Source organism: Burkholderia territorii (genome assembly GCF_902833055.1).
In the GTDB taxonomy this organism is placed as follows: Bacteria; Pseudomonadota; Gammaproteobacteria; order Burkholderiales; family Burkholderiaceae; genus Burkholderia; species Burkholderia territorii.
This window is the reverse complement of sequence record NZ_CADFEJ010000016.1, coordinates 123,227-146,868: the sequence shown is the minus strand read 5'-3', so window position 1 is coordinate 146,868 and position 23,642 is coordinate 123,227. Positions and strand designations below refer to the sequence as shown.

Annotated in this window: 22 protein-coding genes; 8 read left to right on the top strand and 14 right to left on the bottom strand. The window is 64.7% G+C overall.

Annotated elements, in window-relative coordinates; all coding sequences use genetic code 11:
* Positions 1–40: 40 nt before the first annotated feature.
* A complete protein-coding gene (locus HW466_RS23830) occupies positions 41–1,489 on the bottom strand; it encodes a mannose-1-phosphate guanylyltransferase/mannose-6-phosphate isomerase (RefSeq protein WP_151003340.1) in 1,449 nt (482 codons plus the stop codon).
* A 565-nt stretch (positions 1,490–2,054) separates the two neighbouring features.
* Between HW466_RS23830 and HW466_RS23825 the strand changes: the two genes are divergently transcribed.
* The 4 genes from HW466_RS23825 to HW466_RS23810 are packed head-to-tail and all read left to right on the top strand — an operon-like array spanning position 2,055 to position 7,171.
* Positions 2,055–3,239: a glycosyltransferase family 4 protein gene (locus tag HW466_RS23825; RefSeq protein ID WP_069229380.1), complete on the top strand. Its 1,185-nt coding sequence runs from the start codon at positions 2,055–2,057 to the stop codon at positions 3,237–3,239.
* 51 nt (positions 3,240–3,290) lie between these two features.
* Entirely contained in the window at positions 3,291–4,253 is a 963-nt protein-coding gene (locus HW466_RS23820; protein WP_081081068.1) for an NAD-dependent epimerase/dehydratase family protein, read from the top strand.
* 4 nt (positions 4,254–4,257) lie between these two features.
* A complete protein-coding gene (locus HW466_RS23815) occupies positions 4,258–5,268 on the top strand; it encodes an MraY family glycosyltransferase (protein ID WP_151003338.1) in 1,011 nt (336 codons plus the stop codon).
* Between the two features lie 19 nt (positions 5,269–5,287).
* Positions 5,288–7,171 (top strand): polysaccharide biosynthesis protein, encoded by a 1,884-nt coding sequence (locus HW466_RS23810; protein WP_059807471.1) that lies wholly within the window; start codon positions 5,288–5,290, stop codon positions 7,169–7,171.
* A 76-nt stretch (positions 7,172–7,247) separates the two neighbouring features.
* Here HW466_RS23810 and HW466_RS23805 read toward each other — a convergent pair whose 3' ends face one another.
* Genes HW466_RS23805 through HW466_RS23785 form a run of 5 tightly spaced genes read right to left on the bottom strand, consistent with a single transcriptional unit; the run spans position 7,248 to position 12,677 of the window.
* Positions 7,248–8,354, bottom strand: coding sequence for an MraY family glycosyltransferase (locus HW466_RS23805; RefSeq protein WP_059807469.1), 1,107 nt, complete (start codon positions 8,352–8,354; stop codon positions 7,248–7,250).
* A gap of 27 nt (positions 8,355–8,381) precedes the next feature.
* Complete coding sequence (gene galE, locus HW466_RS23800) at positions 8,382–9,404, bottom strand: UDP-glucose 4-epimerase GalE (protein ID WP_151003335.1); 1,023 nt, start codon at positions 9,402–9,404, stop codon at positions 8,382–8,384.
* Between the two features lie 15 nt (positions 9,405–9,419).
* A complete protein-coding gene (locus HW466_RS23795) occupies positions 9,420–10,556 on the bottom strand; it encodes a glycosyltransferase family 4 protein (RefSeq protein ID WP_069229383.1) in 1,137 nt (378 codons plus the stop codon).
* 43 nt (positions 10,557–10,599) lie between these two features.
* Positions 10,600–11,424, bottom strand: a complete 825-nt coding sequence (locus HW466_RS23790; RefSeq protein WP_059448097.1) for a glycosyltransferase — start codon at positions 11,422–11,424, stop codon at positions 10,600–10,602.
* A complete protein-coding gene (locus HW466_RS23785) occupies positions 11,421–12,677 on the bottom strand; it encodes a lipopolysaccharide biosynthesis protein (RefSeq protein WP_059800395.1) in 1,257 nt (418 codons plus the stop codon). The genes HW466_RS23790 and HW466_RS23785 overlap by 4 nt, the downstream gene beginning before the upstream one ends.
* A gap of 241 nt (positions 12,678–12,918) precedes the next feature.
* Here HW466_RS23785 and HW466_RS23780 point away from each other — a divergent pair, with 241 nt between their 5' ends.
* The 4 genes from HW466_RS23780 to waaA all read left to right on the top strand — a co-directional run bounded on the left by HW466_RS23780 (position 12,919) and on the right by waaA (position 17,893).
* Positions 12,919–14,313, top strand: a complete 1,395-nt coding sequence (locus tag HW466_RS23780; RefSeq protein WP_059448099.1) for a phosphomannomutase/phosphoglucomutase — start codon at positions 12,919–12,921, stop codon at positions 14,311–14,313.
* Positions 14,314–14,567: 254 nt separating this feature from the next.
* Complete coding sequence (gene waaC / locus HW466_RS23775) at positions 14,568–15,563, top strand: lipopolysaccharide heptosyltransferase I (RefSeq protein WP_059543600.1); 996 nt, start codon at positions 14,568–14,570, stop codon at positions 15,561–15,563.
* A 43-nt stretch (positions 15,564–15,606) separates the two neighbouring features.
* Positions 15,607–16,491 (top strand): Kdo hydroxylase KdoO, encoded by an 885-nt coding sequence (gene kdoO, locus HW466_RS23770; protein WP_059448101.1) that lies wholly within the window; start codon positions 15,607–15,609, stop codon positions 16,489–16,491.
* A 37-nt stretch (positions 16,492–16,528) separates the two neighbouring features.
* A complete protein-coding gene (gene waaA, locus HW466_RS23765; protein ID WP_174905720.1) occupies positions 16,529–17,893 on the top strand; it encodes a lipid IV(A) 3-deoxy-D-manno-octulosonic acid transferase in 1,365 nt (454 codons plus the stop codon).
* Positions 17,894–18,303: 410 nt separating this feature from the next.
* Here the strand turns inward: waaA and HW466_RS23760 are convergent, their stop codons facing one another.
* The 8 genes from HW466_RS23760 to ureC all read right to left on the bottom strand — a co-directional run bounded on the left by HW466_RS23760 (position 18,304) and on the right by ureC (position 23,638).
* Positions 18,304–18,570, bottom strand: a complete 267-nt coding sequence (locus HW466_RS23760; protein WP_151006612.1) for a hypothetical protein — start codon at positions 18,568–18,570, stop codon at positions 18,304–18,306.
* A gap of 9 nt (positions 18,571–18,579) precedes the next feature.
* Positions 18,580–18,849: a hypothetical protein gene (locus tag HW466_RS23755; RefSeq protein WP_151006613.1), complete on the bottom strand. Its 270-nt coding sequence runs from the start codon at positions 18,847–18,849 to the stop codon at positions 18,580–18,582.
* A complete protein-coding gene (locus tag HW466_RS23750; protein WP_081071201.1) occupies positions 18,830–19,348 on the bottom strand; it encodes a DUF2778 domain-containing protein in 519 nt (172 codons plus the stop codon). Before HW466_RS23750 ends, HW466_RS23755 begins: the two co-directional genes overlap by 20 nt.
* 13 nt (positions 19,349–19,361) lie before the next feature.
* Positions 19,362–19,847, bottom strand: coding sequence for an Hcp family type VI secretion system effector (locus HW466_RS23745; RefSeq protein WP_059507070.1), 486 nt, complete (start codon positions 19,845–19,847; stop codon positions 19,362–19,364).
* A gap of 140 nt (positions 19,848–19,987) precedes the next feature.
* Complete coding sequence (gene ureG / locus HW466_RS23740; protein ID WP_059847699.1) at positions 19,988–20,635, bottom strand: urease accessory protein UreG; 648 nt, start codon at positions 20,633–20,635, stop codon at positions 19,988–19,990.
* A 14-nt stretch (positions 20,636–20,649) separates the two neighbouring features.
* Entirely contained in the window at positions 20,650–21,330 is a 681-nt protein-coding gene (locus HW466_RS23735; protein WP_059543603.1) for an urease accessory protein UreF, read from the bottom strand.
* Positions 21,317–21,913 carry an urease accessory protein UreE gene (ureE, locus tag HW466_RS23730; RefSeq protein WP_151005731.1) on the bottom strand — a complete coding sequence of 199 codons (597 nt, stop codon included), beginning with the start codon at positions 21,911–21,913 and terminating at the stop codon, positions 21,317–21,319. Before ureE ends, HW466_RS23735 begins: the two co-directional genes overlap by 14 nt.
* Positions 21,914–21,931: 18 nt before the next feature.
* Positions 21,932–23,638, bottom strand: coding sequence for an urease subunit alpha (ureC, locus tag HW466_RS23725; RefSeq protein WP_151005729.1), 1,707 nt, complete (start codon positions 23,636–23,638; stop codon positions 21,932–21,934).
* Between the last annotated feature and the right edge of the window lie 4 nt (positions 23,639–23,642).

Here is a 23,642-nt window from a genome sequence, read left to right as displayed (position 1 = left end):
CGACTTCATATCGCCCCCTTGGGCATTGCACCATTTGGTGTCAGGTTGCAGGCGCCCGTCCGTAGACGTCCTCGAAGCGGACGATATCGTCTTCTCCGAGATATTCGCCGCACTGCACTTCGATGAGTACGAGATCGACGACCCCCGGGTTAATCAGACGATGCTTGTGCCCGGCCGGAATGTATGTCGACTCGTTAGGTTGCAGCGAAATAACGCGTTCACCATTGACGACATCTGCACATCCGCGCACAACGATCCAGTGCTCGCTGCGATGGTGATGCATCTGCAACGACAGCGACGCGCCGGGTTTGACGACGATGCGCTTCATCTTGAAGCGGTCGCCCTCTTCGAGCACTGTATACGTGCCCCACGGTCGATGAACCGTCCGATGAATCCGATAGGCGTCGTGGTTGGACTGCTTCAGTTGGGAGACAATCTGTTTGACGTCTTGTGCGCGGTCGCGCCGGGCGATCAGCAGTGCGTCCGGCGTGTCCACGACCACTAGATCCTCGACGCCCACGGCGCCGATCAAGCGGTCTTCGGAGCGGAAATAGCAGTTCGACGTGTCGTGCAGAAGGGCGGCACCGTCGATCCGGTTTCCTCGATCGTCTGGTTGGCTCAGGTCGCTGATAGCAAGCCAGGATCCAATGTCGCTCCACCCGATGTCGCACGGCACGACCGCTGCCTTGTTCGTGCGCTCCATCACGGCGTAGTCGATAGAGATGTCCTTTGCTGTCTCGAACGCGGTGCGCGTGAGTTCCACGACGTAATCCTCGTCGGTCGACGCCCAGCTTCCGTCGGGAATGGCCTCCCGGACCGGTTCGGCAACGTCGGGCGCCAGCGTTTCCATTTCGTCGAGCATCGTCTGGGCAGCGAAACAGAAAATGCCCGCGTTCCACGCGTGCTGACCGTCGCTTGCCAGCCTTGCGGCCACTTCGGCGTTTGGTTTTTCGACGAAGCTGACGATGTCGCGCGCGCTGGTGTTTTCATGTGCGCCGCGTTCGTATTGGATATAGCCGAAGCCTGTTTCAGCGCGGGTCGGCTTGACGCCGAACGCCACGACCTTGCCGGTGCCTGCTGCGTCCGATGCCTGTTGGACCGCCGCATTGAAGGCTGCGAGATCGTTGATCAGATGGTCCGCCGGCATCACGAGCATGATCGCCTCCGGACCATGGCGCTCACGCACGACCAACGCTGCTGCCTCGATCGCCGCCGCCGTGTTGCGCGACACCGGTTCGAGTACGAACCCCATCTTGACGGCTTCGTGGCGAACTTCAGCGCATTCGTCCTTGGTCAGGAAGTATGTATCGCGATTCGTGACGAAGACGATTTCCTCGACCCCAGGGATGCCGCACGCGCGGAGGTAGGTCTTTTGCAGGAGTGATTGACCGTCCGCCAGCTTGAGCAGAGGTTTTGGAAACGCTTCACGCGAGACCGGCCAAAGACGGGTGCCCGCGCCACCGCAGATAATGATGGGAACTATGCTCATGTGAACTTAAGCGGCAGAAATCTATGGTGCAATGAGCGATTCTAGCCGAGATTCTTGTGCTCCCCGCTCCATCCAGGACAATAGGTTACAAATTTTGTTGCCCGCCAACAGCGGCGAGCCTGGTCCGGCCCCCCCAGTGAGCCACACCGAATCGCCTTGTCGGCTTCGGCGTCAGCGTTTGACCAGGACGTGCACCCTCGCGATCATTGACTCCATTTGACGAACAATCGCGCCGTTTCAAGCCTGAACCGGCACGGTGCGTAAGCCCAGGTGTCACCGCGCGATGACTCGGGCCCGGCGTGGCGCGGGAGGTAAGGGTGGTGAGGCGCGTAGGCCGATCGTCGGGCGCGCGTTTCAGGACAGTCGAATGGTAAGCTATCGCCCCCCGTCCGTGGCTCGGGTACCTTGATATGGCATCCGTATTGCAGATGCTCTGGTTCCCTCGCGGCAGAATCCATTGTGGGCTGCGGTGCGACGAGGATCTCGCGATCGAGGAGCGCGGCCGGTAGTCCAAGTGCCGCCCCAGACAGAACCCAAACAGTCTTACCAATCGTTAGTGGACCGCATGAAGCTCGTTTTTGATCTCAATTCGCTGCGGCCTCCGAGAAGCGGTGTCGGCTACTACACCCAGCATTTGCTGGAAGGACTGCGAACGCAACGGGACGTCGAAGCTCTGGCAGGATGGATCGGCGCGAAGGTATACGAGGGCGGTCGTCTCGACGAATTGGTGTGCGACCACGCCGCGCTAAGAAAGGCGGCTCGGATCACTCGCGGGCCGCTGGCATCAGCGATTCGTGCGGGACGGAATGTCCCTGGCGCCTATGAAATGCGCACATTGCTCAGAGGATTGGCTTCGGCGCGGCCGCGTGATGACTTCGCCGCGCGTGGCTACATCTACCACGAGACGAATTTCATCGCGTCCCGGTATCGCGGACCGACCGTAGTGACGATTCACGATCTATCGCATTGCCGGTATCCGGAATTTCATCCCAAAGTCGCCATTAAATACTTGGACGACGGAATCCCCCGGACTCTGGAGCAGGCGCAGGCCGTGATTGCAGTGAGCCACTACACGAAGCAGGCGATTCACGAGATATACGGTCTGCCGGACGACAAGGTGACCGCGATCCATCTTGGTGTGGAGTCCTGTTTTAAGCCTCGGGGCGAGGATGAATGCGGGCCAGCGCTATCACGTTTTGGATTGCGCTACCGGGGCTTCGTCCTGTCGGTGTGCACGCTTCAGCCGCGGAAAAACCTTCACCGTCTTGTTGAGGCGTTCTCGCGCCTGCCGGTTGCGTTCCGTCAAGCGTTCCCTCTTGTGTTGATTGGTGCCGACGGTTGGATGAATTCTGCGTTGATGCGCGAAATTGAGCCACTGGCAAAGGCGGGTCAATTGGTCGCGCCCGGCTATGTGTCGCGTAGCGATCTCGTGCAGTTGTTTGCATCGGCGGCGATATTTGCTTACCCATCGCTTTACGAAGGATTCGGTCTACCGGTCGCGGAAGCGATGGCGAGCGGTGTGCCAGTGCTGACGTCGAACGTCACTTCGTTGCCCGAGGTTGCCGGCGGAGCGGCATGGGAAGTCGATCCATATGCTGTCGACGCCATTGCGGACGGTCTCGAGCGCATGTTGGACGGCGAGTCTCTGCGTAGCGAGCTGGTCGCCAAGGGGTTGTGCCGGGCGGCCGAATTTACGTGGTCCGCAACGGTCGAGAAAACTTGCGCCGTATACCGCTCGGTGTCGGCGTGAAACTGCAATGGTGCGACATCCGGTCGTGCCGTTCGTTGGAAGGTATGCAAGATGCGAATTGCGATTAGCGGTGCAAACGGATTCGTGGGTCGCGCCGTCAGCTCACGCGCACACTCACAAGGCAATCATGTGATCGGAATCGTACGTCGGCCCGGAGTGTGCGAACCGTACGTTCACGAATGTGTGATTGACGACGACAACTTTGCCAGTGTCGCGAATGGTTCCCGCCAACTGGACCCTTGCGACGTCGTTATTCATTTGGCCGCTCGCGTTCATGTAATGCGCGATCGAGCGGCCGATCCGCTTGCTGCCTTCAGAGCGGTAAACGTCGACGGTTCCCTGAACATCGCAAGAGCAGCGTTGCGAGCTGGCGCTCGCCGCTTGGTGTTGGTAAGCAGTATCAAGGCCCTTGGAGAGGGCGAACCGGGACGGCCATGGCGCGAGAACGACGAGCCTATGCCGACAGATCCGTATGGCATATCAAAACTCGAGTCCGAACTGGAGGTCCGCAAATTCGGGAAAGCGCAAGGTCTCGAAGTCGTCGTTGTGCGACCGCCACTGGTCTACGGCAGAGGCGTCGGTGCGAATTTTCTGGGGCTGATGAAAGCGATCGACAAGGGAATTCCACTTCCGCTCGCAAGCGTCACCGCTCGTCGCAGCCTCGTTTATATCGAAAATCTGGCCGATAGTCTGCTGCGGTGCGCAAGCGATCCACGCGCTGCCGGCGAATGCTTTCACGTCGCTGACGACGACGCCCTTTCGATCGTCGAGCTATTGCGCTCGCTAGGCAATGGACTCGACCGGCCAGCGAAGCTGTTTCCGGTGCCGGTCGCGGTGTTGCAGGCACTTGGCAAGCTGGCAGGTCGGGCGGCTGTGGTCGACCGCCTCACATCTAATTTGCGGCTCGATACCACCCACATGAGACGGACATTGAATTGGCAGCCTCCGTATACGGCCCAGCAGGGACTCGAAGCGACCGCCGCGTGGTATCGTTCCCGCGATATCCAAAAATAAACACATGCTTCTCCCAACTTCCTCCTGGATCACTGCGGTTTTGGTGGCCTTGGCGACCACATTTGCTTCGACGGCCATCCTGCGTCTGCTGCTCGTGACCGGCCTCGCGTGGCGTCTCGCCACCGACATTCCGAACGACCGTTCGCTTCATACTTTGCCGACGCCTCGCGTCGGCGGCTGGGGCATCGTCCCGGCGTGCGTCATTGCGCTGCTGGTGCTGGCGCCGCAGCTGTGGCTGATCGCTGCCGCGGCAGCCGGTCTCGCCGCGGTGTCCCAGGTCGACGATCGGCGTGGGCTGCCGGCTCGCGTGCGGTTCTCCGCGCATCTCGCGGCGGTCGTGGTGCTGATCGCCGTTTATCCGGCCGACGCACCCGTGTGGCTGCTGGCCGGCGTGGGCTTCGTCATGGTCTGGCTGACGAACCTGTACAACTTCATGGATGGCGCGGATGGCCTCGCTGGCGGCATGGCGCTGTTCGGCTTCGGGGCATACGCGATCGCGGTGCTGGGCGGCGCGACACCGTCGCCCGATCTCGCCGTTGCGGGCGCCGCGGTTGCCGGCGCGGCGCTCGGCTTCCTGCTGCTCAACTTCCACCCGGCCAAGCTGTTCCTCGGCGACGCCGGGTCGATTCCGCTCGGCTTTCTAGCCGGTGCGCTGGGCTATTGGGGGTGGCGTACGGGCGTCTGGCCTATCTGGTTCCCGGCATTGGTGTTCGCGCCCTTCATCGCCGATGCATCTGTAACACTTTTGAGACGTCTGTTACGTGGCGAAAAGTTCTGGCAAGCGCACCGGGAGCATTATTATCAAAGGATGGTTCGAGCGGGCCTAGGTCACCGCCGGACCGCTCTTTATTGGTACCTCATCATGCTCGCAGGCATAATCGTCGCCTTGTGGGCAAAGGGCCGCCCGGAACTGCAGCAGTGGCTGTCGTTCTTCGCCTGGTACGGCGTCCTGGCATGCATCGGACTGGCCATTGACAGGCGCTGGCGCCGGTTTCAGTCGGCCGCTGAAAAATAACTCTTGAGGTTTCCTGCCGATGTTGCGATCCAAAGCATCATGGCTTTCGCTGAGCGCTTTCCTGTTCGACCTGACGGCGGTCAGCGCCGCGTGGTTGTTCGCTTATCTCGTCCGGTTCAACGGGAGTGTTCCGCCCGATTTCATGGGCGGCGCGCTCATGGCGCTAGTCTGGGTGCTGCCGGTCTACGCGTTGATGTTCCACGTATTCGGCCTCTACCGCGGTCTGTGGGTATTTGCGAGCCTTCCGGACCTGGTTCGGATCTCCAAGGCGGTGATCGGCGGCGGCGTGATCGTGATGATCGGAGCCGTGATGTTCCAGCCGGCGCCAATCATTCCGCGCTCGGTGCTGCTCGTTTCGCCACTGATGCTGTTCCTTGCGATGGGCGGCGCCCGCGCGCTGTACCGCGCGACGAAGGAATTTTACCTGTATGGCGGACTGGTCGGGCAGGGCAAGCCGGTGCTCGTGCTAGGTGCCGGCACGGCGGGCGCGAGTCTCGCGCGCGAACTGTCGCGTTCGGGAGAATGGCGTCTGGTCGGCTTGCTCGACGACGACGTCACCAAGCAAGGCCGCGAAATCTACGGCTACAAGGTGCTCGGCTCGTTCAACGACCTGAAGCACTGGACCGATGCGATGAAGGTCGAGTACGCGATCATCGCGATTCCATCGGCATCCGTCGAAACGCAGCGCCGTGTCGCGACACTGTGCGTGCGCGCCGGCGTCAAGGCAATGGTGTTACCGTCGCTGACTGCGTTGATGCCAGGGCAGGGATTCCTGTCGCAGGTTCGGAACATCGACCTGGAGGACCTGCTCGGCCGCGATGCGGTGACGATCGACACGCCACACGTCGAGGCGCTACTGCGCGGCCGCGTCGTGATGGTGACCGGCGCGGGAGGCTCGATCGGTTCCGAGCTGTGTCGGCAGATTCTCCGGTTCAAGCCGGCGCAACTGGTGGCTTTCGATCTCTCCGAGTACGCAATGTACCGGCTCGCCGAGGAGTTGCGCGAGCGTTTTCCGGACCAGCCTGTCGTGCCGATCATCGGCGACGCGAAGGATTCGCTGCTGCTCGACCAGGTGATGTCGCGCTATGCACCGCATATTGTTTTCCATGCGGCCGCGTACAAGCACGTGCCCCTGATGGAGGAGCACAACGCGTGGCAGGCACTGCGCAACAACGTGCTGGGCACCTACCGCGTCGCACGCTCGGCGATCCGCCACAACGTACGCCATTTCGTGCTGATCTCGACCGACAAGGCAGTCAATCCGACCAACGTGATGGGTGCCAGCAAGCGGCTCGCCGAGATGGCGTGCCAGGCGTTGCAGCAGACGAGCGAGCGCACGCAGTTCGAGACCGTGCGTTTCGGTAACGTGCTCGGCAGCGCGGGCAGCGTGATCCCGAAGTTCCAGCAGCAGATCGCGAAAGGTGGCCCGGTGACGGTCACGCATCCCGAGATCACGCGGTTCTTCATGACGATTCCGGAAGCGTCGCAACTTGTGCTGCAGGCGTCGAGCATGGGCCGCGGCGGCGAGATCTTCATTCTCGATATGGGCGAGCCCGTCAAGATCGTCGACCTCGCGCGCGACCTGATTCGCCTGTACGGTTTCTCGGAAGGGCAGATCCGGATCGACTTTACGGGGCTGCGGCCCGGCGAGAAGCTCTACGAGGAACTGCTCGCGGATGACGAGACAACCACCCGCACGCCTCATCCGAAGCTGCGGATCGCGCGTGCGCGGGAAGTGCCGGATCATCTTCTCGACGAACTCTTGCCTTGGCTGATGCAGCATCGCGTGCTGAGTGACGACGAGGTGCGACGCGATTTGAGGCGTTGGGTGCCGGAATATCAGACGACCGTCGCGCCGATGCTGCAGAGCGTGCCCGCGGTGCGTGCAGTGTCGAATGAATGACGGCGGTTCCGGTCAAGTGGAATAAAAAAGCGCCCGAGGGCGCTTTTTTATTATCCGGCGCCGGCGTGGCGGCGCTTCAGTGGCTGCGCCGTTGCTTCCTCACCACCATCCACCGCGGCGCCCGGAACCTGACGATGCTGATGTAAAGCCACACATAGGTCAGCGCGAACAGCACGACGAACACGAACAAATGCACCGTGTGCCGCCAGAACAGCGTCGCCGGAATCACCGCGACGAGGCACAGTAGCCACAGATACGGCGAAGTGAGCGAATTCCGCCGCGTGAGGTCATGCGCGTGCTTCGTTCCGACCGCCCATCGCATCAGCCGCTTGTACACGAGCATGTGCAGGTGCACGCCGTCCGGAATCCCCGGCGACATCCCGCGAATGAACTTCTTCCGGTAGATCGAGAAGCAGGTCTCGAAGATCGGATACATAAAGAGCAGCACCGGATACCACGCCGACACTTCGTGATTGCGCATCACCAGCATGATCGCGAGCTCGGCGAGCATGAACCCGATGAAATACGCGCCGCCGTCGCCGAGGAAGATCAGGCCGGCCGGAAAATTCCACAGGAAGAAGCCGAGCACGGCGCCCATCATGATGATCGACGCGGACATCACGACCGCGTCGTTGACGTGGAATGCGACGTAGGCAAGCGACGCGAACATCATGAAGCTGACCATCGACGCCAGGCCGTTGAACCCGTCGATGATGTTGATCGCATTGGCCAGCGCCGCGACCGCGAGCACCGTGATGAACGCCGAGATGGCCACATACCCGAGCAGGAAATCGAGCGGCGGCACGCTGATCCGCTTGACCGCGATGCCCAGCAGCCAGAACGCCAGCGCGGCGGCGCCCATCGTGCATAGCAGCCGTGCGCGCGGCGACACGCGCTTGGTCAGGTCCTCGACGAGCCCGGAGAGGAATGCCGGCATCCCGCATGCGACGATGCCGAGAATGCTGCCGGCGACCGTCGGATAGCGCCGCGACACGAGCAGCGCGGCAATGACGACGCCGGCGAGGATCCCGATGCCCCCGACGCGCGGCACCGGCCGCACGTGGAATTTCTGCACGCCCGCCAGATCGCTGTCGATCGAGAATTTCTCGTGCAGATGCGCATAGCGCACGATGAACAACGTGACGAGCAGGGAGACGATGAAGCCGGACGCGAAGCTGAGCATGGGATCGCTCGAAAAATGGACAGCGGATTATACAAAACCGCGGGGGTTCCCCTCCTGCCATTTCCAGTGGTCCGCGCACATCTCGTCGATTCCGAGCGTCGCGCGCCAGCCGATGATGTCGGCGGCAGCCTGCGGATTCGCGTAGCACTCGGCGATGTCGCCGGGGCGGCGGGCGACGAGTTCGTACGGCACCGGGCGGCCCGAAGCCTTCTCGAACGCGCGCACGACCTCGAGCACGCTGTAGCCCTGGCCCGTGCCGAGGTTCACGACGAAGCTCGCATCGCGCTTCGCGAGCGCGTCGAGCGCGGCGATGTGCCCCTTCGCGAGATCGACGACGTGGATGTAGTCGCGCACGCCGGTGCCGTCCGGCGTCGGGTAGTCGGAGCCGAACACGCGCAGCTTCTCGAGCTTGCCGACCGCGACCTGCGCGACGTACGGCATCAGGTTGTTCGGGATGCCGGCCGGATCCTCGCCGATCAGCCCGCTCGAATGCGCGCCGACCGGGTTGAAGTAGCGCAGCGTCGCGATGCGCCACGACGGGTCCGATACCTCGAGATCGCGCAGGATCTGCTCGGCGATCAGCTTCGACTGGCCGTACGGGTTGGTCGCGGACAACGGGAACGATTCGTCGATCGGCGAGCGCTCCGGCACGCCGTACACGGTCGCCGACGAGCTGAACACGAACTGCCGCAGGTTGCGCTCGCGCATCACTTTCAATACGGTCAGCAGGCCGCCAAGGTTGTTCTGGTAATACTCGAGCGGTTTCTCGACCGATTCGCCAACGGCCTTGAGTGCCGCAAAGTGGATCGTAGCGGTGATCGGGTGCGCGTCGAACACCTCGGCGAGTGCGGCCTCGTCGCAAACGTCGACCTGATGGAATGCCGGAGTCTTGCCGGTGATGCGTTCAATCCGGCGCACGGACTCGACTTTACTGTTGACCAGGTTGTCGACGATCACGACGTCATAGCCGTTCTCGAGCAGTTCGACTGTCGTGTGCGAGCCGATGTAGCCCGCACCGCCGGTGACGAGGATGGTGCCTTTAGCGCTCATTGCTCATGTGCTCCTTCAAAATGTGATGCCGGTGAACGTATGGATGGTACGCCTGTAACGTTCGACGACCTGCTGCTCGTCGAATTCAGCGGCCACCTTGCCGCGGCCGCGCGCACCCATCGCATCGCGCCCGGCGCTCCCGAGTTCGATCATGCGGATCAGCTGCTCGGCGAGGCTCGCGCTGTCGCGCACGCGGCACAGGAAGCCGGTTTCGCCGTCGGCCACGACGTCGCGGCAGCCCGGCACGTCGGTCGCGACGATCGGGCGGCCCATCGCGGACGCCTCCATCAGCGTACGCGGCACGCCCTCGCGGTACGACGGCAGCACGACGCAGTCGGCCGCCGCGATGTGCGGGCGCACGTCGTGCGCCTCGCCGAGATACTCGACGACGCCTTCGCCGACCCACGCGTCGACGTCCGCGCGACCGATCGCGCTCGGATTGTCGACGCCGAGCGGCCCGAGCAGCTGGAAACGCGCGTCCGGGTAGCGGGCCCGCACGACGCGCGCGGCCTCGACGTATTCGCGCACGCCCTTGTCCCACAGCAGCCGGCCGATCAGGATGAACACCGGGCCGCGCCCGGCGGGCAGCGGCACCGGCGCGAACTGTTCGAGATCGACGCCTTCGCCGTGCAGCAGCCGCGCGCGGTCGGGATGCGCGAGCAACCGCTCGTCGGTGAAGGTCGCGAGATCGTCGCGGTTCAGGAACCAGACTTCACGCGGAAAGCGGAACGCGAACCGGTACAGGCGCTTCGCGACACTGGCCGCGCGGCTTTTCTGGATGAACACGTAGCCGAGGCCCGTGGTCACCGCGATCGACGGCACGCGCGCGAGCCACGCCGCGATCGACCCGTAGATGTTCGGCTTGATCGTGTAATGGAACACGAGATCGGGCTTGAGCGCGCGGTAATGGCGTACCAGCGCGGCAAGCGTGCCGAGATCCTCGCGCGGGCTCGTGCCCTTCGACGCCACGGCGAGCGCGACGTAGCGGCAGCCCATCTGCTCGAGCAGCGGCACCGTGCGGTCGTGCGGCGCGATCACGACGACCTCGGCGCCGCGCGCGACGAGTGCGCGGATCAGCCCGTGGCGGTACGTGTAGATCGCCCAGGCCGTGTTGCAGACGAGCGCGATGCGCAGCGAGGAAGTAGCGGACATGAAAAAAAAGAAAAAATAAAGCGTCGAAAATGCCGGATGCGCGCTACGCGGACCGGCGCGCCGCGAACAGCGTCCGCTTGATCCGCTGCAGCGTGCGGTACGGCGTGACGAAATGCAGCAGGTTCTTGGCGAGGCCGGCCCAGTCGTACGGGTTCAGAACGTTGAAGTGCCGCAGCAGCAGCGATAGCGTCGATATCAGCTGGCGGCGGCGCTTGGTCGCGCTGATCCCGCCCTCGTTGAGCTCGTAGTAGAGGCCGAGCTCGGGCAGGTTCGCGCAATCGTAGCGTTGCATTAACCGTAAAAAAAGATCGAGATCCTCGGCCGCGCGGTACTTCGCCCGATAGTTGCCGACTTCGCGCACCGCGTCGATGCGCAACATGACCGACGGATGCACGAGCGGCGAGCGCAGGAAGCGCATGCGGCGCAGTGTGCGCGGATCGGCGGGCGGCGTCAGCATGAAGCGCGGCTCCCCGGCGCGCGACACGACCTGGGTCCACATGCCGACGCAGGCCACGCGCGGGTGGGCGTCGAGATACGCGCGCTGCTTCGCGAGGCGCTGCGGCGCGGCGAGGTCGCCGGCGTCGATGCGGGCCGCATAGCGGAAACCGCGTGCCGCGAGCGCGTCGATGCCGGCCTCGAGCGCGCGCTCGATGCCGCCGTTGCGCGGCATGCGCAGCACCTCGATCGCGAGGCCGGGCAGGTCGGGCGCCACGATCGGCGGCGTGCTGCCGTCGTCGACGATCAGCACGTGCACCGGCGCGTCCTCTCGAAACGATGCGAGGGTACGGACGACGTCGTCGTGGCCGTTGTAGGCCGGCATCAGCACGGCCACGTCGTCGAGCGGGGGCGGGCAATCGGGAGACGTCATGGGCGCAGCTTGAAACGAATGTAATAAAAATTGACGGCGGCGGCGGCAACGTAGCCGGCCGCCAGCCCGACGAGCGCGCCGTACAGGCCGAGCCGGGGGATGGCGAACACGTTGACGAGCGCGGCGATCGCGAGCGCGAGCACCCATTTCGCCAGCAACACGAATTTTGCTTGATATTTGAGAACGATAAGATTGCCTATCGCCTCGATGCCGGCCGGCACGGACAGCCAGACGGCCCAGCGGAAGATGTCGACCGACGCCTCGTAGCCGCGGCCGAACACCTTGCCGACGATGAGCGGCGCGGCCGCGTCCAGCACCAGTGCGCCGGCCGTCATCAGGCCGGCGGTCATCGCGATCAGCCGCACGATGTTGCGGCGCAACCGCGCGACGTCCTGCACGCGGTACACGAACGCGGGCGCGATGGTCTGCGCGAGCATCAGCGCGAGCGTGATCCAGTTCTCGTTGAGCTGCTGGGCCGCCGAATAGCGGCCGAGGTCGGCGAACGACACGTGGCGCTCGAGCATCAGGCGGTCGAGCTTCAGGAACAGATACATGCAGATCAGGCCAAGCCAGAACACGGTGCCGGCGGTGGCAAAGTGCCCGAACAGCGGTTTGTCGAACGTCCAGCCGAGCGTGCCGCCGTTACGATGGCGGTAGTAGAGCAGCAGCACGAAACCGATCGCGGCGGCTTCCAGCGCCCACAGCCATGCGAAGCGGGCGGGGCCGGCGGCCGCGCGCACCAGCAGCCAGACGGCGAGCGCCTTGGCCAGCGCGGTGAACATGCTGGTCACGAGTTGCGGCTTGCTGTAGGTCATGCTCTGCAGCCACGCGTTGATCACGCCGACGAACGGCTCGCGGAACACCATCGTGACCGCGAGGCCCGCGAGCATCGCGCCGACGAGCGGATCGAACGCGCCGGCGCCGATCGCAATCCAGGTCGCGACGAGCGCGGCGGCGGACACGCCGATGCGCAGCGCGAATGCGCTGCCGAGCACCGCGCCGAGTTGCGCGGGCGGGCGCTGGACGATGGTCGGAACAAGGATTTCGGCGCCGCACACCCAGGTGAGCGGTGCCAGTACGAGGAGAAGCGTATTCGCATACTGCCATTTGCCGAACACGTCCGGCCCGAAATAACGGGCCAGAAGACCGCTGATCGCGATCGCGACGCCGATCTGCGTGAGCCGTTCGAGCCCCAGCCAGACGAGGTTCGCGACGGCTTTCGCGACGTCCGGGTTGCCGAATCGCTTCAGCATGCGGGGCAGCCGCATGCGCGCGAGGCGGCCGGCAGGGCGCCCGCAGGCGGCAGGGTGGCGGCGGCGGAACGGCTAGGCATTAAAATGGACGGAATCCGCGTCATCAAAACCCGCGATTATAAGTGGGATCGGGGCCGCGCCAGCCGTCCCGTTCCTTGCAACGCCGGGCCGGCATGTATGATGCCGGGCACGCGCGAAGGCGGCCAGATTATTTTCCATGCACGCAACCGAGAGAGAATCGATGATCTCCCAATCCATCTTCAAGGCATATGACATTCGCGGTGTGGTCGGCAAGACGCTCGACGCCGACACGGCGCGCGGGATCGGCCGGGCATTCGGCAGCGAAGTGCGCGCTCAGGGTGGCGACGCGGTCGTCGTCGCGCGCGACGGCCGCCTGTCGGGTCCCGAGCTCGTCGGCGCACTCGCCGAGGGCCTGCGTGCGGCGGGCGTCGACGTCGTCGACGTCGGCATGGTGCCCACGCCGGTCGGCTATTTCGCGGCGAGCGTGCCGCTTGCGCTGAAGGGCGGCGAGCGTCGCGTCGATTCGTGCATCGTCGTCACCGGCAGCCACAACCCGCCCGACTACAACGGCTTCAAGATGGTGCTGCGCGGCGCGGCGATCTACGGCGAGCAGATCCAGGCGCTGTACCGCCGCATCGTCGACGAGCGCTTCGAGACGGGCAGCGGCTCGTACGAGGCATTCGACGTCGCCGACCAGTACATCGAGCGCATCGTCGGCGACGTGAAGCTCGCGCGCCCGCTGAAGCTCGTCGTCGATGCCGGCAACGGCGTCGCGGGCCCGCTCGCGACGCGCCTGTTCAAGGCGCTCGGCTGCGAACTCGTCGAGCGCTTCACCGACATCGACGGCACGTTCCCGAACCACCACCCCGATCCCGCGCATCCGGAAAACCTGCAGGACGTGATCCAGGCGCTCAAGGACACCGACGCCGAGCTCGGCTTCGCATTCGACGGCGACGGCGACCGCCTGGGCGTCGTCACGAAGGACGGCCAGATCATCTACCCGGATCGCCAGCTGATGCTGTTCGCGGAGGAAGTGCTGTCGCGCAACCCGGGCGCGCAGATCATCTACGACGTGAAGTGCACGCGCCATCTCGCGCAGTGGGTGAAGGCGAAGGGCGGCCAGCCGCTGATGTGGAAGACGGGCCATTCGCTCGTGAAGGCGAAGCTGCGCGAGACGGGCGCACCGCTCGCGGGCGAGATGAGCGGCCACGTGTTCTTCAAGGATCGCTGGTACGGTTTCGACGACGGTCTCTACACGGGCGCGCGCCTGCTCGAGATCCTCGCGAAGACGGCCGATCCGAGCGCGCTGCTGAACGCGCTGCCGGACGCGATGAGCACGCCCGAACTGCAGCTCTGGCTCGACGAAGGCGAGAACTTCCGCCTGATCGAGAAGCTGCAGAAGGAAGCAAAATTCGAAGGTGCGGACGAGGTCGTGACGATCGACGGCCTGCGCGTCGAATACCCGGACGGCTTCGGCCTCGCGCGTTCGTCGAACACGACGCCGGTCGTCGTGATGCGGTTCGAATCCGAGACCGAGGAAGGGCTCAAGCGCATCCAGGACGACTTCCGCCGCGTGCTGACGGCCGCGAAGCCGGACGTCAAGCTGCCGTTCTGAGCGCCGCGAATCCGGCGCTTCGCGCCAGGCCCCCGACGGAGGCGGGAACACTCGGGACGGCCCGGCGTTTGCTCGAGAACCCGGCGGCCTGCGGGCCGCCGCCGGCGCGGCGATGATCGAAGGATCGTCGCGCCATCCCCGAAAAGCGGTGCACGCCGACGGCGTGCGGCCGCTTTTTGCCTGTGTGCTCTCCCGGGCGCGATAAAATCGCGTCTTTATGCCTGTCGCCGGCCGTCCGCCGGCGTTTTTTCAGCGTGCAAAAGATCCTGATCGTGCGCGTGTCGTCGCTGGGCGACGTCGTGCACAACATGCCGGTGATCGCCGATATCCGGCGTCGCCATCCCGACGCGCAGATCGACTGGCTCGTCGAGGAGAGCTTCGTCGACCTCGTGCGGCTCGTCGACGGCGTGCGCGACGTCCTGCCGTTCTCGCTGCGCCGCTGGCGCAAGAAGCCGTTCTCGGGTGCGACGTGGCGCGAGATCCGCGCGTTCCGCAAGCGCCTCGCGGCCGAGCAGTACGACCTCGTGATCGACTGCCAGGGACTCATCAAGACGGCCTGGGTCGCGAGCTGGGCGCGCGGCCCGCTCGCGGGCCTCGGCAACCGCACCGACGGCGCGGGTTACGAATGGCCGGTGCGCTTCTTCTATCGCAAGCGTGTGCCGATCGAGCCGCGCACGCACGTGGTCGAGCGTTCGCGCCAGCTGGTCGCGGCCGCGCTGGGCGACCCGGTGCCGACGCCGGCCGATCCGGTCGACTTCGGCCTCGATACGCGCGCGGCGGCGCTCGCGGTCGCGGCGCTCGGCCTGAACCTGCCGGTGCCGTACGTCGTCTTCGTGCATGCGACGTCGCGCGCCGACAAGCAGTGGCCGGACGCCGCCTGGATCGAGCTCGGCCAGGCGCTCGTGCGGCGCGGTGCGTCGCTCGTGCTGCCGTGGGGCAACGATGCGGAGCGCGCGACCAGCGAGCGGCTCGCGAAGGAATTCGGCGCGGCGGCAATCGTGCCGCCGAAACTGTCGCTGCCCGCCGTCGTCGGTCTGATCGACGGCGCGGCCGCGACGGTCGGGGTTGATACAGGTCTGGTTCACATCGCGGCCGCGCTGAAGCGTCCGACGGTCGAACTGTACAATTTCGCAACGGCCTGGCGTACCGGCGGCTACTGGTCGCCGAACGTCGTCAATCTCGGCACGGCGGGGCAGCCGCCGTCGATCTCGCAGGTGAAGGCGGCGCTCGCGGGCTTCGGTCTGCTGTGACGCCCGTCACGCCTGCCCTGCCAGTCACGCACGCGAACCGATCATGAGCGAATCCCAGATCATCGAAGTCCCGTCCGCCGACTGGAGCGGACACAACCTGTCGACGCCGCGCGAGCAACTGCTCGCCGCGGTCGAGGAAGGCAAGGTGCTGTATTTCCCGAACCTGCGCTTCGCGATCGAAGGCGGCGAGGAAGCGCTGCTCGATCCGGCGCTCGCCGATCCGAAACGCAAGAACATCAGCCTCGCGCCGAATGGCGGCGCGCTCGCCGGCGTGCTCGGCGACAGCGTCACGCAGTCGGCCGTGCGCGCACTGGTCGCGCGTTTCCAGCAGCAGGCCGGCACGCTCGTCGACGGCCTCTTTCCCGAATACCGCGGCAAGCTGCGCGTCGCGCCGACGAGCCTGCGGCTGATGCAGGTCGAAACGCGCCAGACTTCATGGCGCAAGGACGACAGCCGGCTGCACGTCGATGCGTTCCCGTCGCGGCCGAACTACGGCGAGCGGATTCTGCGCGTGTTCACGAACGTGAACCCGGCCGGGCAGCCGCGCGTGTGGCGCGTGGGCGAACCGTTCGAGGACGTCGCGAAGCGTTTCCTGCCGAAGATCCGGCCGCAGTTCCCCGGCTCCGCATGGCTGCTCAACCTGCTGCACGTGACGAAGTCGCCGCGCAGCGCGTACGACCATCTGATGCTGAACCTGCACGACGGGATGAAGGCCGACCTCGACTACCAGAAGACGTGCCCACAGCAAACGATGCCGTTTCCGCCGGGCAGCGTGTGGATATGTTTCTCGGATCAGACTTCGCACGCTGTGATGTCCGGCCAGTTCATGCTCGAGCAGACCTTCTTCCTGCCGGTCGACGCGATGGTGCGCCGCGACTGCGCGCCGCTCGGCATTCTCGAGCGCCTGACCGGCAGGACGCTGGTTTGAGCGCGCGCCTGTTTCCACGCAAGCCGGGGGCCGGCCCATGCTGAGGGCGATCTATCGCGCGCTGTGGTGGCTGGTCGCGCCGATCGCCGTGATCCGGCTGTTCGTGCGTTCGCGCAAGGAACGCGGCTATCGCGAGCACATCGGCGAGCGCTTTGGTCACGTCGCGGGCCGTTCGCCGGACGATCGCGCGCCGCTGATCTGGGTGCATGCGGTATCGGTGGGCGAGACGCGTGCCGCGCAGCCGCTGATCGACGCGTTGATGCGCGCGCGCCCCGACGCTCGGATCCTGCTTACCCACATGACGCCCAGCGGCCGCGCGACAGGCGAGCAGATCTTCGGCGATCGCGTACTGCGCTGCTATCTGCCGTACGACATGCCGGGCGCAGTGCGGCGCTTCCTGCACGCATGGCGGCCGACGCTCGGGCTCGTGATGGAAACCGAAGTGTGGCCGACGCTGATCGACGAATGCCGCCGCGCGGACGTGCCGCTCGTGCTGACCAATGCGCGGATGTCCGCGCGTTCGCATCGGCGCGCCGCGAAATTCGGCGCGGCGACGCGCGACGTGTTCGGCGGATTCTCGCGCGTGCTCGCGCAGAGCCCGGCCGACGCAGAGCGTCTGACGTCGCTCGGCGCGCGCAACGTGACGGTGCTCGGCAACCTGAAGTTCGACATGACGACGCCGCCGGAGCTGGCCGCGCGCGGCCATGCGTGGCGTGACGCGATCGGCGCGCGGCCCGTGTGGGTCGCGGCAAGCACGCGCGAGAACGAGGAGGCGCTGGTGCTGCAGGCGTTCGCCGCGATGAAGACGCCCGGTGCGCTGCTGATTCTCGTGCCGCGTCATCCGCAGCGTTTCGCGGAAGTCGAGGCGCTGGTCGCGCGCAACGGCTTCAAGTGCGTGCGGCGTTCGGTGTGGGGCGCCGATGCGGCCGCGCTTGCGGCGGGGCGCGCGGCCGTCGCCGAACCGCTGGCGGACGACGTGACGGTGCTGCTCGGCGACTCGATGGGCGAGCTCGGCGCGTATTACGCGGCGAGCGACGTCGCGTTCATCGGCGGCAGTTTGCTGCCACTCGGCGGACAGAACCTGATCGAAGCCTGCGCGGTTGGCGTGCCGGTGCTGATCGGCCCGCACGTGTTCAACTTCACGCAGGCGACCGCCGACGCGGTCGCGGCCGGCGCGGCGATGCAGGTCGCGGATCCGCTCGATCTCGCGCACGTGCTCGACGCGCTGTTCGCCGACAACGCGCGGCGCATCGCGATGGGCGCGGCCGGTGCGGCGTTCGCGGCGCGCCATCGCGGTGCGACCGCGCGCTCGGTGGATGTGCTCGCGGCGCTGCTGCCGCCGGTGGAGCGGGGCGGGCGTGCGATGCGGGACGGGCGGGACGCTCAGGGTGACGACGTGTAGCGATTTGCGTTCGAGCGCGTCGCGCTCGAATGCGCTGCAGCGGGTTGAAGGTCGACGGCTGTGTCCCACGAACCTCGAGACGAGTAAGGGCGCGGCGTTGGTTCTGGTGCGGTCATCCTTGGTCGCTATTTTCCAACATGCTATTTTCGGTGGTGTCGCCACAGCCGCGTGATCGCTACATAAGCGAGCATGGCCACGATCACTTCGATAGTTGCCCACACCACAAAATACAAATCTTCGGGAGCGCGAATGCCCAGTGTCTGCGATGTATCAGCCATGCGCGCATCTGGCTTTCTGTCCATTCATAGGGATATGGGCGAACATACCGAAGTGACAGGGGCAAACAGGCCAAAAAACAGCGCGACCTTGAATAGCCTGCGGACAGGAGGGGGCGTTTTCGGCTCTATTTCTTAACTTGTTTTTTTGCCGCGATAGTATCGCCCCAATCTCATGATCGCCATATACGCAAATGTTGCCACGATAATGTTGGTCAGCAGAACGAGCGGAATATATAAATCATCGGGATCGCGAATGCCGAGTCGATTTGCAACGCGTAGCCAGGCGAGTGCTTGGCTTTCTGGCATCGGTACAGGATATGTGTGGACGAACGGTACGGAGAGGCAGAACAGACCGACGAACAGTGCGACCTTGAACAACCGAAGCTTACGGAAAATCATTCTGAGTCACTATCTCTCGATCTGCTGTTTCCTGCGACAGTATCGCCACATCCGCGTGATCGCTATATAAGCGAGCACGGCCACGGTCAGTTCGATACTGACCCACACCGCGAAATACAAATCTTCGGGATCGTGAATACCGAGCCATTCTGACGCATGCCACCATGTGCGCGCTTCGGCTGGCGTCCACTCATTAGATAGTGGAATATAACGAACTGAAACAAGTAATAGACCAATAAATAGAAAAACTTTCAGTAGTTTACGGGCAAACGTTGCCATGCGTAATAACCTCAATTGCTCCGTATGCATTAAGCCCAGAGCTCCCGGCTGGGAGCGGAGTGGTGTGCAGCAGGGCCGAACGAATTCTCAGGAAGTCGACCCGGCTCGGCAGGGTAATGCAGCCCAGTGATACACCGTCGCCACCTGCCGGATGCAACCGGAACTGACCGCGCTGAACGCCATTAATCCACGTTTTATCGTCAATCATCCCATCATCGCGATACAGTGCGAACCATTCACTGTGATCGGTCGCATTTCCCTTGAAGGTGTTCCACTGATCTTTTATCCAAGCGTAGGCTTGGGAGCGCAGGCCTCCAGTAGGACGTGTGACGATCCAGTATTTACCGGCAGGAATCGGGCCGTTGTCGGGTACCGCCGTACAGCCCCCTCGATTCCGATAGATGCCGTTGCCAGAAAACGCATCGAACGTACCCAGGCCATCGATGGTAAGGGGCGACAAAAAGTCGTTATTCACCAGAAATCTACCGGTATAAGCCATTGACCACCTCCGCTTATCCGATGTCATTCCATGAATCCGTGTATTTGACATTGCCGTCGAGATAATGCCAGGTGATGCGCTCATACATCATCGAGACAGCTTCCAGGTGATTGAGCGCGGACACCTGCGACAGTCGGGTATTCGCCATGCCGGGGTTGATGCCGCAGACTTTGACGCCTTCGAGCAGCATCACGAAATACGCTTCTTCCCTTCCTGCATCGTTGATGCGATACCACTTGATTTCGGCCGATTGCAGCGTCTGCCCTGTCGCCACGGCCTTGTAGAGATACGGTGTCGCCGCGTCGAATTCCTTTTCGAACGCAACCGGTGAATGTGTACGCTTGCCGGTGATCTTGCCGTTGGCGCCATCGACCGGCAGATTCACACCGTGGCCGAAACTGATGATTTCAATGCTGCCTTCACGGTCCTGGACGGTTGACGAGCCTCTGATCTCTGCGCCGCCATCATCCTTGAGCCACATATGCGCGGGAATCGGCATTTCGAAATCCTTACAGGTAAATGTAAGGAACCGATCCTAGCCCAGGGGCAACCGAATGCACAATGTCGCCAAGGGACCTTTCGGCAGCGCACGCGCCTCTGCGCCCGCAATGGCCTTGCAGTGCCTGCCCGGACAGTTATTCAAACCGTCAACAATCCCTTCTTCTCGATGAACGCGATCACGTCCGCGACGCCTTCAAGCGCCTTCAGGTTCGTCATCACGTAAGGCCGCTCGCCGCGCATCTTCTTCGTGTCGGACGCCATCACGTCGAGGTTCGCGCCGACGAGCGGCGCGAGGTCCGTCTTGTTGATCACGAGCAGGTCGGACTTCGTGATGCCGGGGCCGCCCTTGCGCGGAATCTTCTCGCCGCCCGCGACGTCGATCACGTAGATCGTCAGGTCCGACAGCTCGGGGCTGAACGTGGCCGCGAGATTGTCGCCGCCCGATTCGATGAACACGATGTCGGCGTCGGGGAAGCGCGACAGCATCCGGTCGACGGCCTCGAGGTTGATCGACGCATCCTCCCGGATCGCGGTGTGCGGGCAGCCGCCCGTCTCGACGCCCATGATGCGTTCCTCGGGCAGTGCGCCCGCGACCGTCAGCAGGCGCTGGTCTTCCTTCGTATAGATGTCGTTCGTGATCGCGACGAGGTCGTAGCGCTCGCGCATCGCCTTGCACAGCATTTCGAGCAGCGTGGTCTTGCCGGAGCCGACCGGGCCGCCGATGCCGACACGCAGCGGCGGCAGTTTCTTCGTGCGGCGGGTGGGGGAGAGAGCAGGTGCATTCATGGCGTGGATCTTGTTCAGGAGCGGAATAACCGCGAATACTGGGATTCGTGCCGCGCCGACAGGATGCCGAGCTGCGGCGCGAACGTGTTGATGGCGTCGGGCGGCGTGGCGAGCGCGCGGCGCACGGCGGCGTCGATCGCGCCGCGCAGCGCGACGATGATGCGCTGGCCGGCGAGCTGGCCGAGCGGCACCGCTTTCAGCGCGGCGGACGTCTGGTTCTCGACCCAGCCGAATGCGTAGGCGGCGAGCGTCGCGTCGGCGCCCGCGTCTTGCGCGGCCGCCGCATAGGCGAACGCCGTCGGCAGCGCGATCGGTGACAGCGACGCGAGCGTCGCGCGGCGCTCGGCATCGCCCCATTCGAGCGACGCGCAAAGTTGCGCGAGCGACCAGCCCATCTGTTCGGTTTCGCGACGCAGTTCCGACGATTCGCGGCTCGCGACGAACCACGCGTTCTCGCGCACGAGCGCATCGGCGTCGTGCGCGTGCCAGCGCGCGAGCTGGTGCGCGAGGAACGGCAGCTCGCCGTGCGCGAGCACGTCGGTCAGTCCGCTCGCGATCCAGTCGCGCGCGGTGTCGGCGTCGCGGATCAGGTTCGCGTCGAGCGCGGCTTCGAGTCCCTGCGAATAGCTGAACGCGCCGATCGGCAGCGCCGGCGACGCGAGATGCAGCAGCGCGACGAGTTCAGTGGTGGTCATGCCCGTGGTGGCCGTGCGAGCAGCCCGGACCATGCTGATGATCGTGATCGTGCGAGTGCGAGTGGCCGTGATGTTCGCCGAATACCTGCTGCGCGAGCGCGTAATCCTCCGCGAACGTCGCGTCGTGCCCGTGCTTGTGACCACCGCCGTATGCACCGGCTTCCGGCTGGAACGGTGCGCTGGTTTCTTCGACTTGCGTGCCGAGCCGGCGCAGCATGTCCGCAAGCACCGGATCGGCTTCGAGCTTCAGATAGCCGTCGCCGATCTCGACCGGCGTGTGACGGTTGCCGAGGTGATACGCGGCGCGCATCAGCGTGAGCGCATCGGCGGCACGCACGAGCAGCACGGTCTCGTGCGCCGCGGCGACGCGCACGAGTGCGCCGTCGTCGGCGACGAGCACGTCGCCGTCGCGCAGCACGGTGCCGCGCGGCAGCAGGACCGCGACGTCCTCGCCGGTGTCGAGCGTCGCCGCGAGGCGGCTCTTGCAGCGGGCGTCATACGCGAGCGTGAGCGCCGGCGCACGCGCGACGAGCGACGCAGCGAGCTTCACGTTCGGGGCAATGCGTTTGTCGAGGGTGCGCATGGAACGAAAAACCGGAAATCAGAACAGGAAATAGCGCTGCGCCATCGGCAGCACCGTGGCCGGCTCGCACGTGAGCAACTGGCCGTCGGCGATCACGTCGTAGGTCTCGGGATCGACGTTGATCGATGGACGCCATGCGTTGTGGATCATGTCGGCCTTCGTCACGTTGCGGCAGTTGCGCACCGGCACGACGCGCTTTGCGAGGCCGTAGCGTTCGGCGATGCCCGCATCGGCCGCCATCTGCGACACGAAGGTCAGCGACGTGCGGGCGAGCGCGCCGCCGCGCGTGGCGAACATCTCGCGGTAGTGGACGGGCTGCGGCGTCGGGATCGACGCGTTCGGATCGCCCATCTGCGCGATGGCGATCATCCCGCCCTTCAGGATCATCGACGGCTTGATCCCGAAGAACGCGGGCTCCCACAGCACGAGGTCGGCCCACTTGCCCGGCTCGATCGAACCGACTTCGTGTGCGATGCCATGCGTGATCGCCGGGTTGATCGTGTACTTCGCGACGTAGCGTTTCGCGCGAAAGTTGTCGTTGCGCGTGCCGTCTTCCGGCAGTGCGCCGCGCTGCACCTTCATCTTGTGCGCGGTCTGCCAGGTGCGGATGATCACTTCGCCGACGCGGCCCATCGCCTGCGAGTCGGACGACAGCATCGACAGCGCGCCGAGATCGTGCAGGATGTCCTCGGCCGCGATGGTCTCGCGGCGGATCCGCGATTCGGCGAACGCGAGATCCTCGGCGATTGACGGATCGAGGTGGTGGCACACCATCAGCATGTCGAGGTGTTCGTCGAGCGTGTTGATCGTGTACGGGCGTGTCGGATTGGTCGACGACGGCAACACGTTCGCCTCGCCGCACACCTTCAGGATGTCGGGTGCGTGGCCGCCGCCCGCGCCTTCGGTGTGGTACGTGTGGATCGTGCGGCCCTTGAACGCGGCGACCGTCGATTCGACGAAGCCGCCTTCGTTCAGCGTGTCGGTGTGGATCGCCACCTGCGTGTCGGTGTCGTCGGCGACCGACAGGCAGTTGTCGATCGCGGCGGGCGTCGTGCCCCAGTCTTCATGCAGCTTCAGGCCGATCGCGCCGGCCGCGATCTGCTCGACGAGCGGCTGCGGCAGGCTCGCGTTGCCCTTGCCGAGGAAGCCGAGGTTGATCGGCCAGCCGTCGGCGGCCTGCAGCATCCGCTCCATGTGCCACGGGCCCGGCGTGCAGGTCGTCGCGTTGGTGCCGGTGGCCGGTCCGGTGCCGCCGCCGAGCATCGTCGTGACGCCCGACGCGAGCGCCTCGTCGATCTGCTGCGGGCTGATGAAGTGGATGTGCGTGTCGATGCCGCCGGCCGTCACGATCAGCCCTTCGCCGGCGATCACTTCGGTCGCCGCACCGATCGCGATCGTCACGCCCGGCTGGATGTCGGGATTGCCGGCCTTGCCGATCGCGGCGATGCGGCCATGCTTGATCGCGATGTCGGCCTTCACGATGCCCCAGTGATCGAGGATCACGGCGTTCGTGATGATCGTGTCGGGCACGTCGGCGGCGACCCGCTGCGACTGGCCCATCCCGTCGCGGATCACCTTCCCGCCGCCGAATTTCACTTCCTCGCCGTAGGTCGTGAAGTCGCGTTCGATCTCGATCAGCAGTTCGGTATCGGCGAGCCGCACGCGGTCGCCCGTCGTCGGCCCGAACATTTCCGCGTATGCGCGGCGGCTCAAGCGTAATGTCATGTGC